12 protein-coding genes are annotated in these 13269 nt (G+C 73.3%); 6 read left to right on the plus strand and 6 right to left on the minus strand.

Annotated elements, in window-relative coordinates; all coding sequences use genetic code 11:
- The first annotated feature begins 48 nt into the window (after positions 1–48).
- Entirely contained in the window at positions 49–1056 is a 1008-nt protein-coding gene (locus tag IH48_RS0122345; protein ID WP_030907460.1) for a zinc-dependent alcohol dehydrogenase family protein, read from the plus strand.
- A 122-nt stretch (positions 1057–1178) separates the two neighbouring features.
- Here IH48_RS0122345 and IH48_RS0122350 read toward each other — a convergent pair whose 3' ends face one another.
- Entirely contained in the window at positions 1179–1703 is a 525-nt protein-coding gene (locus IH48_RS0122350; protein ID WP_030907463.1) for a hypothetical protein, read from the minus strand.
- A 55-nt stretch (positions 1704–1758) separates the two neighbouring features.
- Entirely contained in the window at positions 1759–2283 is a 525-nt protein-coding gene (locus IH48_RS0122355) for an ATP-binding protein (RefSeq protein ID WP_030907465.1), read from the minus strand.
- Positions 2284–2422: 139 nt separating this feature from the next.
- Here IH48_RS0122355 and IH48_RS0122360 point away from each other — a divergent pair, with 139 nt between their 5' ends.
- Positions 2423–3436, plus strand: coding sequence for a helix-turn-helix transcriptional regulator (locus IH48_RS0122360; protein WP_030907468.1), 1014 nt, complete (start codon positions 2423–2425; stop codon positions 3434–3436).
- Positions 3437–4030: 594 nt separating this feature from the next.
- Positions 4031–5863, plus strand: coding sequence for a DNA helicase RecQ (recQ, locus tag IH48_RS0122365; protein ID WP_037843011.1), 1833 nt, complete (start codon positions 4031–4033; stop codon positions 5861–5863).
- A gap of 138 nt (positions 5864–6001) precedes the next feature.
- On the opposite strand, the gene IH48_RS0122370 is transcribed toward recQ, so the two are convergent.
- Positions 6002–7453 (minus strand): PLP-dependent aminotransferase family protein, encoded by a 1452-nt coding sequence (locus IH48_RS0122370; protein ID WP_037842931.1) that lies wholly within the window; start codon positions 7451–7453, stop codon positions 6002–6004.
- On the opposite strand from IH48_RS0122370, the gene IH48_RS0122375 reads away from it, so the two are divergent.
- Complete coding sequence (locus tag IH48_RS0122375; RefSeq protein WP_051840361.1) at positions 7452–8348, plus strand: DMT family transporter; 897 nt, start codon at positions 7452–7454, stop codon at positions 8346–8348. The two genes, IH48_RS0122370 and IH48_RS0122375, sit on opposite strands and share 2 nt — an antisense overlap.
- Positions 8349–8531: 183 nt before the next feature.
- Entirely contained in the window at positions 8532–9392 is an 861-nt protein-coding gene (locus IH48_RS0122380; RefSeq protein WP_030907476.1) for a 3-hydroxybutyryl-CoA dehydrogenase, read from the plus strand.
- Between the two features lie 118 nt (positions 9393–9510).
- On the opposite strand, the gene IH48_RS0122385 is transcribed toward IH48_RS0122380, so the two are convergent.
- Together IH48_RS0122385 and IH48_RS0122390 are read right to left on the minus strand one after the other, a co-directional pair.
- The gene (locus tag IH48_RS0122385) at positions 9511–10041 is read right to left on the minus strand and encodes an NUDIX hydrolase (protein ID WP_078849943.1); all 531 of its coding nucleotides are present in this window, start codon (positions 10039–10041) and stop codon (positions 9511–9513) included.
- Positions 10042–10109: 68 nt separating this feature from the next.
- The gene (locus IH48_RS0122390) at positions 10110–10688 is read right to left on the minus strand and encodes a TetR/AcrR family transcriptional regulator (RefSeq protein ID WP_030907481.1); all 579 of its coding nucleotides are present in this window, start codon (positions 10686–10688) and stop codon (positions 10110–10112) included.
- Between the two features lie 94 nt (positions 10689–10782).
- Between IH48_RS0122390 and IH48_RS0122395 the strand changes: the two genes are divergently transcribed.
- A complete protein-coding gene (locus IH48_RS0122395; RefSeq protein WP_030907484.1) occupies positions 10783–11745 on the plus strand; it encodes a zinc-binding dehydrogenase in 963 nt (320 codons plus the stop codon).
- Here the strand turns inward: IH48_RS0122395 and IH48_RS0122400 are convergent, their stop codons facing one another.
- Entirely contained in the window at positions 11746–13086 is a 1341-nt protein-coding gene (locus IH48_RS0122400; RefSeq protein ID WP_030907486.1) for a hypothetical protein, read from the minus strand.
- Positions 13087–13269: the final 183 nt, after the last annotated feature.

The raw sequence follows: 13269 nt of genomic DNA on the forward strand, positions 1-13269 counted from the left end.
GGCCAACGCCGGTTGATTCCGTATCAGCCCTCCGTCAAGGAGTTGCGTATGAATCGCGCCGTCCGTTTCCATCAGACCGGTGGACCCGAAGTCCTGCGTCTGGAAGAGGTCCCCGTTCCCGAGCCGGGCGCTGGTGAGGTGCTGATCCGCACCCGGGCGCTCGGTCTCAATCGGGCGGAATCGATGTTCCGTCTGGGTCAGTACGGCATCGACCCTGTCTTCCCCTCCGGGATCGGCTACGAGGCCGCCGGAGTGGTCGAGGCCCTCGGAGAGGGCGTGCACGGGCTGAGCGTGGGTGACGCGGTCAGCGTGGTGCCCTCCTTCTCCATGACCGACTACCCGGTGCACGGTGAGGCGGTCCTCGTCCCCGCCCGCGCGGTCGTCGCCCACCCCGAGCGGCTCTCCTTCGAGGAGGCGGCCTCGGTGTGGATGCAGTTCGTCACCGCCTACGGCGGCCTGGTGGGTGTCGCCGGCGTCCGACCCGGCGACACCGTCCTGATCTCCGCCGCCTCCAGCAGCGTCGGCCTCGCGGCCATCCAGATCGCGCACAGGACCGGCGCCCGCGCCGTCGCCCTGACCCGCACCAGCGCCAAGCGCCGGCAGCTCCTGGACGCCGGTGCCGACGCGGTCATCGCCACAGCGGAGGAGGACGTCCCGGCCCGCGTGCGGGAGCTGACCGGCGGCGAGGGCGCCCGTGTCGTCTTCGACCCCGTCGGCGGAACGGCCCTCGCCGACCTGGTCTCCGCCGCCGCGCAGGGCGCCGTCATCGTTGTCTACGGTGTCCTGGACCGCACGCCCACACCGCTGAACGTCGGTGAGCTCCTCTTCAAGCACCTCACCATCCGCGGACTCCGGCTCTTCGAGATCACCGCCGACGACCAGCGCCGCGCAGAAGCGGTTGCCTTCGTCGCGGACGGCCTCGCCAAGGGCGAGCTGACCCCCACGGTCGACAAGACCTTCCCGCTGGAGGACATCGCCGAGGCCCACCGCTACCTGGAGGCCGGCGGCCAGGTCGGCAAAATCGTCGTCACCGTCGGCCACAACGCCGGGTCCTGAGCAGGCACCCGGCGCCCCGCGCCTCCACCGGAAAGTCCGGCGCAGCACTCCTCACCGGATGAGCGGACTTCGAGGCTCAGCCCCCCAACGGGTCACGCCGCGGCCTGAGTTCGTGGCACGCATCAGGGTGCGAAGAGCGGCTCGTAGGGGGTGCCGTCCGGCGTGGAGACCAGAACGAAGTCTTCTCCCGACCGGGAAGCCACCTCTCGCAAGCGGGCCAGGACCTCTTCCCGGCCCGGAAGGCTGAGGCCAAGGGCTACGGCGGCGCGCTCTCTCCGGGCCACCAGATCCGGCATGTCCTCCAGATACTCGGCCTCGAGCTCGCGACTCTCCTCGTCCCTGAATGCCTGGCAGTCGCGCCACCACGGAACGACCAGCAGCAGCCGCACCAACTCGGACAGGCCGATGGCGACCAGAGCCGCACCTCCTTCGGAGTCGGCGTAGAGGATGGGACGTTCCTCGCCGCCTTCACCGCAGAAGAAGTACGTGCCGCCTGCACCGTCACCGGCGAGCCCTTCGAGTGGGGCGCCCGAGGCGAGGTGCACCTCTTCAACGTGGTCGCCTCGGTCCAGGTCGAAGTCGCCCGGCCAAGCAAGAAATCGGGCAGCGTCTTCCTGCTGACGGACGGCAGCGATCAACGATTCCATGAGCCGCAGCCTATGGCGCGCTGCTTGGCCACCGTCGGTGGGAGTCAGTCGTGCCTCATGTTCTGAGGGCTTCCGCGATCCGCTCGGCGGCCTCGGCGGGTGTGAGGTGCGTGGTGTCGACGACCTCGGCCTCGCGGTGCAGCCAGGTGCGGGCCGCCTCGGCGTAGGGCTCGAGGTACTGGAGGCGGAACGGTGAGTCCGGGCCGAGGACCGTGTCGCCCGCGATGCGTGCGCGGAGGGTCTCCTGGTCGGCGTGGAGGACGAAGTGCCTGACCGGGATGGCATGCCGGGCAAGGCCGGCGCTGATCTCGCGCCAGTACTGCTCGACCAGGACGGTCATGGGCATGACCAGGGTGCCGCCCGTGTAGCCGAGTACGTGGCGTGCGGTCTCGACGACGAGCGGCCGCCACGGCGGCCAGTGCTGGAAGTTGTCCGTCTCGGGCAGCCCCGGCGTGATGTCCATGAGTGTCTCGCCGACCTTCTCGGCGTCGAACACCCGCGAGTGGGGGATCAGCCGCTGCACGAGCGCGCCGGTCGTCGTCTTGCCCGCGCCGTGTGTGCCGTTGAGCCATACGATCATGGGGCCCGACGCTAGCGGTGCGCCTACCGCGGGACCGGGCGCCACCGGAAGCCGTTACGGTTTCGGGCCACACAAGCCCGGCGGACGGCTGGGGTCATACCGGTCGGGGTCCGGCCGGTATCCGCGCGATACTCGTGCCATGGCCCGACCGACCGCCCGCGTGCTCGCCCTGCTGGAGATCCTCCAGGCCGGCGGCGTCCGCACCGTCTCCGACCTGGCCGGCCGGCTCGGCGTGGACGAGCGGACCGTGCGGCGGTACGTGGACCACCTGATCGACCTGGACATCCCGGTCAGGTCCGTGCGCGGCCGCTACGGCGGCTACCGCCTCGCCCCCGGCTACCGGATGCCCCCGCTGATGCTCACGGACGAGGAGGCACTTGCCGTGCTGCTCGGCCTGGTCGCCGGGCGGCGGGCAGGTCTCGTCAGCACGTCCGCCGTGGCGGCCGAGAGCGCGGCGGCCAAGGTCCGCCGGGTGCTGCCCGAGGCTCTGGGGCGCAGGCTCGACGCGCTGCTCGCCACCGCCGACTTCACCGCGCCGCCCCGCCCCGCTGCCGCCGGGGCCGTCCCGGAGACAGGCGTGCTGCTGACGCTTGCCGAGTCGGCGTGGCACCGCAGCCCGGTGGAGATCGCCTACACCGACGGCAAGGGGCGGCGCAGCGAGCGCACCGTGCATCCGTACGGGGTCGTCGCGCACTCGGGGCGCTGGTACGTGGCGGGCGCGGATTCCGCCAGCGGCGAGGTGCGTACGTTCCGGCTCGACCGGATCGAGACGGCCCGGGTGGCGCCGGGCTCGTTCGAGGTGCCACCCGGGTTCGACCCGGCCGGCCGGGTGCTGTCCGGGCTCGCCGAGGCGCCGTACCGGCACGAGGTGTCGGTACGGGTGCGCGGCGCGGCCGAGCAGGTCCGCTCGCGGGTGCCCGCGGGGATCGCCACCGTGCGGGAGATCCCGGCCGGCACGGAGGATGAGAGCCCGGGTGGATGGGTGCGGGTACGGCTGCGGGCCGAGCGGCTCGAATGGGTGCCGTCCCTGCTCGCCCGGCTCGACCTGCCCTTCGTGATCGAGCGGCCGGATGAGCTGCGCGAGGAGGTGCGGGCCCTGGCCGTCCGCCTCACTGCCTGCGCGGACGCCGAGGTGCCTCCGGCGGGGCCGTGAGCACGCGCTCCGGGCCCGTGGCCGCGGGCCCGTGGCCGCGTTCCCGGGCGACGCGGGCCTGAGGTCCCGACCTCGCCCCGTCCACCGGGAGCCCGGCGTGCACCCCACCGCCGGCGTCCACGCGCGCCTCGTCAGCCCGCCGCCGGGAGAGAGCCCGTGATGCGGTCATCCCGCGGAGGGCGCGGGCACCCGCCGCAGGGGGCGGCACGCGCCGTCGACGCGTGCCTCTCGGTCCCGGTCCGCGTCCACGCGGGCCCTCGGCCGCGCGCCCGGCAACGCGCTGCCGCGGCAACCCCGTGCCAGGAGGCCGGGCGCTGCCACCAGGCAGACCGTCCCGCAACGTCCCGTGAGGGCTGAGGTGGGCCGGACCATTCCGCGGCCCGGTGGGCGCTGCGCCAGGCAGGGCAGCGGCCCCCGCTGTCCTACCCCGCCCCTAGACTCGGCCGGGTGAGCGTTCCTGACTTCGACATCCCTATCGATCCGGACGAGACCGGCGAGCCCGTCGACGCACCGGCCGACGTACCGGCCGACGCCGACGTACCGGCCGACGCCGTCGCGCCGGCCGCCGACGCGGCCCGTGGCGGCGCGCTCGAAGTGCTCCACCGGGTCTTCGGCTACGACGCGTTCCGCGGCGGCCAGCAGGAGATCATCGACCATGTGGTCGGCGGCGGCGACGCGTTGGTGCTGATGCCGACCGGCGGCGGGAAGTCGCTGTGCTACCAGATCCCGGCGCTGGTGCGCGACGGCGTCGGCGTCGTGGTCTCGCCGCTCATCGCGCTCATGCAGGACCAGGTGGACGCGCTGCGCGCGCTCGGCGTTCGGGCCGGGTTCCTCAACTCCACCCAGGACCTGGACGAACGCCGGCTGGTGGAGGCCGAGTTCCTCGCCGGCGAGCTCGATCTGCTGTACCTGGCGCCCGAGCGGCTGCGGGTGGAGTCCACGGTCAGGCTGCTGGAGCGGGGCACGATCTCGCTGTTCGCCATCGACGAGGCGCACTGCGTCGCCCAGTGGGGCCACGACTTCCGCCCCGACTACCTGGCCCTGTCCGCGCTGCACGAGCGGTGGCCCGATGTGCCGCGCATCGCGCTGACCGCGACGGCCACAGAGGCGACGCACGGGGAGATCGCGTCCCGGCTGAAGCTCCAGGACGCGCGGCACTTCGTGGCGAGCTTCGACCGGCCGAACATCCAGTACCGGATCGCCCCGAAGAACGAGCCGCGGCGCCAGCTCCTCCAACTGCTGCGCGCCGAGCACCCGGGCGACGCGGGCATCGTCTACTGCCTCTCGCGCGCCTCCGTGGAGAAGACGGCGGAGTTCCTCGTGAAGAACGGCGTCGACGCGCTGCCGTACCACGCGGGCCTCGACGCGCGGGTCCGCCAGGAGCACCAGGCGCGGTTCCTGCGCGAGGACGGCCTGGTGATGGTCGCGACGATCGCGTTCGGCATGGGCATCGACAAGCCGGACGTCCGGTTCGTCGCCCATCTCGACCTGCCGAAGTCGGTGGAGGGCTACTACCAGGAGACGGGCCGTGCCGGGCGGGACGGCCTGCCGTCGACGGCGTGGCTCGCCTACGGCTACCAGGACGTGGTCCAGCAGCGGAAGATGATCGACACGTCGGAGGGCGACGGGGCGCACAGGCGCCGGCTGTCCGAGCACGTCGACGCGATGCTGGCGCTGTGCGAGACGGTGGAGTGCCGCCGGGTGCGGCTGCTCGACTACTTCGGGCAGAAGAGCGAGCCCTGCGGCAACTGCGACACGTGCCTGTCCCCGCCCTCGTCGTGGGACGGCACGGTACCGGCGCAGAAGCTGCTGTCGACGGTCGTGCGCCTGAAGCGTGAGCGCAACCAGAAGTTCGGCGTCGGGCAGGCCGTCGACATCCTGCTGGGCAAGAAGACTGCCAAGGTCATCCAGTTCGACCACGACGGGCTGAGCGTCTTCGGCATCGGGGCCGACCTGAGCGAGGCGCGTTGGCGGTCCGTCGCGCGCCAGTTGCTGTCGCAGGGGCTGCTCGCCGTGGAGGGCGAGTACAGCACGCTGGTGCTGACCGACGCCAGCGGCGAGGTGCTCGGCGGGCAGCGGAAGGTGACGCTGCGCGAGGAGCCGGAGAAGGCCGCGAAGGCCGCCAGGTCCGGCGGCGGCGCGGCCGGGGGCGGCCGGGCGCGCTCCGCGCCGGTGGACCTGCCGCAGGAGGCGCTGCCCGTGTTCGAGGCGCTGCGCGCGTGGCGCGGCGCGACGGCGAAGGAGCAGGGCGTCCCCGCGTACGTGATCTTCCACGACGCGACGCTGCGCGAGATCGTGCTGGCGGCGCCCTCGACGCTGGGCGAGCTGAGCGGCATCAGCGGGGTCGGCGAGAACAAGCTCGCCAAGTACGGGCAGGGCGTGCTCGACGCGCTCGGCGCGGCGACCGGGCAGGCCGAGCCCGCCTGACGGGCCGAGCCCGCCTGGCAGGGCGCGGCCCGGCCTCGGTATCCGCCGCCACAGCCTGGGCCGCCCGCCACCGTCGGGGCCGGACGCGTCGCGTCACCACTGCCGGCGCGCACCCCCGGGGCGAGCGGGGGCATCCCGCTAGCCCCTGCCGCGCTGCCCGCGTGTCTCCTCGTACGCCGCGCGCAGCCGGTGCACGCCCTCGGCGATCTCGGCGGACCCCGTCACGCCCGCGAAGCTCAGCCGCATGTACGGCGCGGGCGGTTCCGTGCCGAAGTAGGGGCGGCCCGGAGCGATGGCGACCCCCGCCCGCAGGGCGGCGGTGTTCAGGGCCTGCTCGCCCGTGCCGTCCGGCAGGCGCAGCCACAGGTGGTAGCCGCCGGCGGGCACGTGCGGCAGGGCGGGCTCGGGCAGTTCGGCGCGCAGCGCACCGGTCATGGCGTCCCTGCGGGCTTTGAGCTCGGCGGCGACCGTGCGCAGGTGGCGGTGGTAGCCCGCGGAGCCGACGAGTTCGAGCGCGGCCTCCTGGAGCGGGCGCGGCACGAAGAACGTGTCGACGACGTGGATCGCGCGCAGCCGCTCCCTGGCGGGGCCGCGCGCGGCGAGCACGCCCACGCGCATGCTCGGCGACGTGGCCTTCGTCAGGGAGCAGACGTGCACGACGACGCCGTCCTGGTCGTCCGCGGCCAGCGGGCGAGGCAGCGGGCCCGCGTCCTGGTGGGCGAGGCGGCGCACGAAGTCGTCCTCCACGACGAACGCGCCGTGCTCGCGGGCCAGGCGCAGCACCTCGGGGCGGCGCGCCGCGGACAGGACCGCTCCGGTGGGGTTCTGGAACAGCGGCTGGCACACGAGGACCCGCGCGCCGCTGGCGCGGAAGGCGTCGGCCAGCAGGTCCGTGCGCAGGCCTTCCGCGTCGACGGGTACAGGTACGGGCCGCAGCCCGGCCGCCCTGGCGACGGCCAGCAGCCCCGGGTAGGTCGGCGATTCGACGAGCACGGGCGCGCCGGGCGCGGCCAGCGCCCGCAGCGCGGTGGTCAGCGCCGCCTGGCCGCCCGCCGTGACGATCAGGTCGGCCGCCGTCCAGGTGCCGCCGATGGAGCGGGCGAACCATTCGCGCAGTTCCGGCAGCCCGTCGACCGGTGGCCTGCCCCAGGCGCCGGGACGGCGTCCGGCCCTGGCCAGCGCCTCGGCCATGGCACGCTCGGGTTGCAGCGACGGGTGCAGGTAGCCGCTGTTGAACTCGATGACTCCGGGCGGCGGTGCGGCGAGCGTGGCGAGCACGCCCGAGGCGTCGGCGGAGCGCGGCACGCCGTCCGCGCCCGCGTCCGCGCTGAGCGTGACCTCCTGCCAGGAGGTGTCCACGGGCGGTGCCGAGGCGGGCCTGGACGCCGCGCGGTAGGCGCCCGCGCCGGGACGGGTGGTCACCAGGCCCTCTGAGACGAGCCGCGCCAGCGCGCGTGACACGGTCACCGGCGAGACGCGGTAGCGCTCGACCAGCTCCCGGCTCGACGGCAGCTTCCCACCGGGAGAGTAGCGGTGCAGCTCACTCCGCAAGGATGTCGCCAGTTCATCCACACTGCTACGCTCATACATGACGACACAGGATAGCGCTACTACGACCCGCCCGATAGCGGTCTCCACCGGAACGCTGCTGGCCGGTGCCGGCGTGGCCGCCTTCTCGCTGACTTTTCCCGCCACGGTCTGGGGCCTGGAGGGCTTCGGCCCGTGGACGTTCGTCGGGACGCGCACCGTGCTCGCCGCGCTGATCGCCCTCGGTTTCCTGCTGGCCCGGCGCGTGCCGCCGCCCGCCCGCCGCTACTGGGGCCCGCTCGCGGCGGTGGCCTGCGGCACGGTGATCGGCTTCCCGCTGCTGACGACGCTCGCGCTCGGCACGTCGAGCACCTCGCACGCCGCCGTCGTGGTGGGTCTGCTGCCGCTGACGACGGCCGTGTACGCGGCGGTGCGCAGCGGCCGCTACCCGTCGAAGGTGTTCTGGTGCGCGGCGCTCGGCGGCGCCGCCGTGGTGATCGCGTTCGCCGTGCAGCAGAGCGGCGGCGCCCTCTCGACGGCCGACCTGTACCTGTTCGGGGCGCTCCTGGTGTGCGCGGCCGGGTACGCGGAGGGCGGCCGCCTCGCGCGCGAGATGCCGGGTTGGCAGGTGATCGGGTGGGCGCTCGTCGCCACCCTGCCGCTCGCGGTGGCGGGGGGAGCGCTCGCGCTGGCGTACGAGCCGGTGCACCTGACGGCGCACGGCGTGGCCGGCCTGGTGTGGGTGGCGGCGGGCTCGACGTTCTGCGGCCTGTACGTCTGGTACCGGGGCATGGCGGCGATCGGGGTGGCAAGGGCCAGCCAACTGCAGCTGGCGCAGCCGCTGCTGACCCTCGTCTGGTCGGTGCTGCTGCTCGGCGAGCGGTTGAGCGCGGTGGCGGTGGGGGCCGCGGCGGCGGTGCTGGTGTGCATCGCGGTCACCCAGCGTGCCCGGGGCTGACGCACCGCAGCGACCGGTCACGCGGGCGTGCACGCGGGCGGCCGCGCCCCTCCCTGAGCTCCCGCACGCCGGGGGCGCGGAGTAACGTCTCGGAGGGGGGAGGCGCCCCCGCGCCGCCGGGAGGCCCGGGTGGGACGTCCGCGGAAGACACCGATCAACGAGGGGCTCGACGTGACCGACAGCATGACCGACATCACCCGTGTGGGAGTGGTGGGCTGCGGCCAGATGGGAGCGGGCATCGCCGAGGTGGCCGCGCGCAGCGGCCTTGAGGTGATGGTCGCCGAGACCACGGGCGAGGCCCTGGAGATCGGCAGGACCCGGATCGTCTCGTCCCTCACGAAGGCGGCCCTGCGCGGCAAGATCACGCAGGAGCAGCGGGACGCGGCGTTCGACCGGCTCACGTACACGACAGACCTCGGCGAGTTCGCGGACCGCGACCTCGTGGTCGAGGCGGTCGTGGAGAACGAGCAGGTCAAGACGGAGATCTTCCGGGTGCTCGACCAGGTGGTGACGCGCCAGGACGCGATCCTCGCGTCGAACACGTCGTCGATCCCGCTGGTACGGCTCGCCGTCGCGACCTCGCGCCCCGACCAGGTGATCGGCATCCACTTCTTCAACCCGGCGCCGGTGCAGAAGCTGGTCGAGCTGATCCCCGCGCTGACGACGTCGGAGGAGACGCTCAAGCGCGCCGAGGCCATGGTCGGCGGCATCTTCGGCAAGCACGCGATCCGGGCCCAGGACCGCTCGGGGTTCGTGGTCAACGCGCTGCTGATCCCCTACCTCCTGTCGGCGATCCGGATGTTCGAGTCCGGCATCGCGAGTCGCGAGGACATCGACAACGGCATGGAGATGGGCTGCGCCCATCCGATGGGCCCGCTGAAACTCTCCGACCTCATCGGCCTCGACACCGTCGCGTCGGTGGCGGATTCGATGTACGCGGAGTTCAAGGAGCCCCTGTACGCCGCTCCCCCGCTGCTCCAGCGCATGGTCGACGCGGGCCGCCTGGGGCGCAAGACGAACGTCGGGTTCTACACGTACTCCTGACCGGGCAATACCCGGCATCTCCGGCTCCGCCCCGAGGACTTGGAAGACGGCCGTCGTCCGTGGCACGGACGACGGCCGTCGATGAGGCCGGCATCGCCGACACGGCGGTCGGCGCCGCTCACCTGCACCGTAAGTGGTGCAGCATCAGCAGCCCCGCCGCCATGTTCGCCGCCGGAACGCGGCCCTCCGCGATCAGTGCGGGCACGCGCGCCAGCGGCACCCACGCGCGGCGGGACGACTCGAAGGCGTCCTGGGGGTCGCCGACATGGATCGCGCGGTCCGAGAAGAACAGGTGGTGGCGGGCGTCGGAAAGTCCGTTGGAGGGTTCGACGGTCAGCAGGTGGCGCAGCGCGCCCGGCCGCCAGCCGGTCTCCTCCTCCATCTCCCGTGCGGCGGCCGCCTCGGGGGTCTCACCGTCCTCGACGACGCCCGCGGCCAGCTCCCAGCCCCAGCTGCCGGTGATGAAGCGGTGGCGCCAGATCATCAGCACCTCGTCGTCCTCATTGACGGCGGTCGCCACCGACACCGGGCGCTGCCGGATCAGGAAGTGGTCGAGGTGGCGTCCGTCCGGGAGGCGGACGTCCGCCAGATTGACCTGAAACCAGCGGTTTCCATACACATTTCTTTCGCTCAGTTTCGTCCACTGCACGTTTCTGCCATCTTTCCTGAGGGCCGGTGACACTGTCCCGCGACTTGGTGCCGCGTGACAGGCGCAGGTCAGGTCGCGAACGCGCGGATCACGAAGCCGGCGAAGCGCCGGGAGGCCGCCACCCGGGTGGTCGTCGACGTCGCACGTAGCCCCTTGTTGGCCATGAGTACGAGGATCAGGTCGTCCAGCACGAAGTCGGGCCGCAGATGACCCGCGTCCTTGGCCCGCTGAGCCAGCCCCGCGACCGCGTTCAGCGTGTACGCGCGGCCCGCGGCGATGTCCTGCACACCGGGGAAGGACGACAGGAATGCTTCGGTGAAGCCGCGGTCGCGTGCGTGCAGTTCGCAGATCTTCTCGATCACGAGGCACAGGCCGCGCCACGGGTCGGGGTCGGCGCATCCCTCGTCGACGATGGCGCGGCATGCGCTCAGCTTGTCCGCGAAGGCCTCGGCGACCAGCGTCTGCTTGTCCGGGAAGTGACGGTACACGGTGGCGGGCCCCACCCCGGCGTGGCGGGCGATCTCCCGCATCGGCACGTCGAGGCCCTCGGTCGAGAACAGCGCCCGGGCCGCTTCGAGGATGTGTGCGCGGTTGTTCACCGCGTCGGAACGCTCGGGACGCGGGGCGTGAGGCAAACGCTCGCTCATGCTCTCACTTTAGCCAAACGGACGGGGGCGTCCGTTACGGTCGCGAGAACAGGGCCCCATCGCGGACGGCCTGTTCAAGAACGTGGAGACGGCATTGAAAGCGATCACGATCCGGACGTACGGAGCCCCCGAGGGGCTCGCTGTCGTCGACCTGCCGGCGCCCGCCCCTGCTGCCGGGCAGGTGCTGATCGCCACCGAGGCGATCGGCGTCGGCGGCGTCGACACGGTGATCCGCAGTGGGGCTCTGGCCTCCTACGGCTTCAAGCCGGGCTTCATTCCCGGCAGCGAGGTCGCGGGGACCGTGACGGCTGTCGGCGACGGCGTCGACGCGTCGTGGATCGGCCGGCGTGTGTGGGGGTTCACCGGCACCGGTGGCGGCTATGTGGAGCAGGCTGTCGTACCGGTGGAGGAGGTCGTGCTCCTGCCACCACGCCTGCCCTCCGTCGACGCCGTGACTCTCGGCAGCGCAGGCGTGGTGGCCCACTTCGGGCTGCGCCACGCCCACTTCGCGCCCGGCGAGACGGTCCTGGTGCGTGGCGCGGCCGGCAGCATCGGCATCATGGCGGTGCAGCTCGCCGCCCGCGGCGGCGCCGCCGCTGTCGCGGTCACGACCTCCTCGGCCGGGCGCGGCGCACGTTTGCGCCGCCTCGGTGCCACGCACGTGCTTGATCGCGCCGGGGGCGGAGGCGAGGAGGCCCCCGCCGGCTTTGACGTCATCGTCGACGTGGTGGCCGGCGACGACATGCCGTCCTTCTTCGACCGGCTCAACCCGAACGGCCGCATCGTGGCCGTGGGTGCTGTCGCGGGCCGGCCGCCCGCCGACTTCGGCACGAGGATGATGGCGGCGTTCCAGAAGTCGATGTCCTTCGCGACCTTCAGCGCGGCCACCGTGGCGCCGTCCGACCGGCGGGCCGTTCGGGGCGAGCAGTTCGCGGCAGCCGCCGCCGGGGAGATCGAAACGGTGGTGCACGATGTGCTGCCCCTGGAGGAAGCCGGTCGGGCACATCGGAGAATGGACGCGGGCGAGGTCTTCGGCAGGATCGTGCTGACACCCTGATCAAAGGGGCACCCGGAGCGCGGTGTCGATGAGGCCCGCCGCCGCGCGCGCGTCGGTGGAGCCGCTTGCCGTGAGCTCGTCGCGTACGCCGCGGAGCCGGTCACGCAGCCGCTGCGACTCCATTCCCCGGGCCCGCTCGGCCATTTCGGCGGCCGTCCTGGCCGCCCTGTCGGGCTCGCCCTGGCAGAGTTCGACCGTGCTGAGGATCGCCAGCCGGTGCACCTTGCCCCGGTCGTGCGCCGGGGAGCGCACGGCCAGCGCCGCGTGCGCCCGCGCGGCCGGCAGGTCGCCGAGGCCCAGCAGCGCCTCCGCCACCTGGACGTTGAGCAGGCCGGGCTGCACGTAGCCGGTCTCGTCGGGTTCCTGCCCTGGTCTGATGCGCTCGGCCTCCCGCTCGGCGCACCGGATGCGCTCGCGCGCGGAGGCGCTGTCGCCGAGTTGCGCGTACGCCTTGGCCTGCATCGCGTACAGGTCCGTGGCGAGCGCGGGGCTGATGCCGCCGCCCGCCGTGCGCAGCGCCGCCTCGGCGAAGGAGACCGCCTGCCTGGACTCGCGCAGGAACAGCGACTGGTTGACGAGCAGGGCGATGACGTACGCGCCCAGCGCGCGGTCCCCGCTTGCCTTGGCGAGGCGCAGGGCCTGGTGGAAGTAGCGCTGCGCGAGGCCCTGCGCGTCGGAGTCGTACGCGCAGATGCCCGCGACGGCGACGAGCGCGCCCGTGGCCCGGTGCAGCTGCCTGCCGAGCCCGTCGCCGTAGCTGCCGCGCAGCAGCGGGGCCGTCTGCACGCCGAGGAAGCGCACGACGCGCGCCCGCGTGGCCACTCCCCCGGCCCGCCGGTACATGTGCTCGTAGTGCGCACGCGCGGAGCGCAGCGTCTCGATGTCGGAAGGACGCACCCTGGCCACGCCGTCGCGCGACACGTCCGCGTCGTCCGGCGGGTTCTCCCACTCCCATACGGGCATCACCGCCGGTGTCCCCCGCATCGCGGGCACCTCGACGGCCCGCGCCCCGTGCTGCTCGTCGCCGCGCCACAGCGCGGTGGCGCGCTCGACGAACCCGGCGAGCGGTGTCGCGCCGGGGGCGGCGTGGCCGCCCGGGACGCCGAATCCCGCCTCGTCGAGCGTCACAGGACGGCCGAGCCGGTCGCCGAGGATCTCGCAGATCAGGTCGGGCACCCGGCCGCGCGGCCGCTGGCCGCGCAGCCAGCGCGAGACGGCCGTGTGGTCGTAGCGAAGGCCGGCTCCCGCGGCCTGGCCCGCCTGGTTGACCCGGAGGGCCAGGCCCGCGTGGGAGACGCCCGCCTCCGCGAGCAGGGCGTCAAGCAGGGTGTTCGGCTGCATGTCCCCTCCGGTGGCTCGGCCGGTTCAGCGTAGTGAACACGCGCGCGCACGGGGTGTGAACGCCGAGTCCGTAACCGAAAGGTGCGCGCCCTGCCCCGGCGCGCGAGCCCGCGGTTGACTGAACGTCCTCGCAAGAGGCGGCCGGGCCGCCGGCTCCCCCTCGTACAGTGGGCGGCCCGTACC

It is taken from the genome of Streptomyces sp. NRRL F-5126, from assembly GCF_000721265.1.
Taxonomy (GTDB): domain Bacteria; phylum Actinomycetota; class Actinomycetes; order Streptomycetales; family Streptomycetaceae; genus Streptomyces.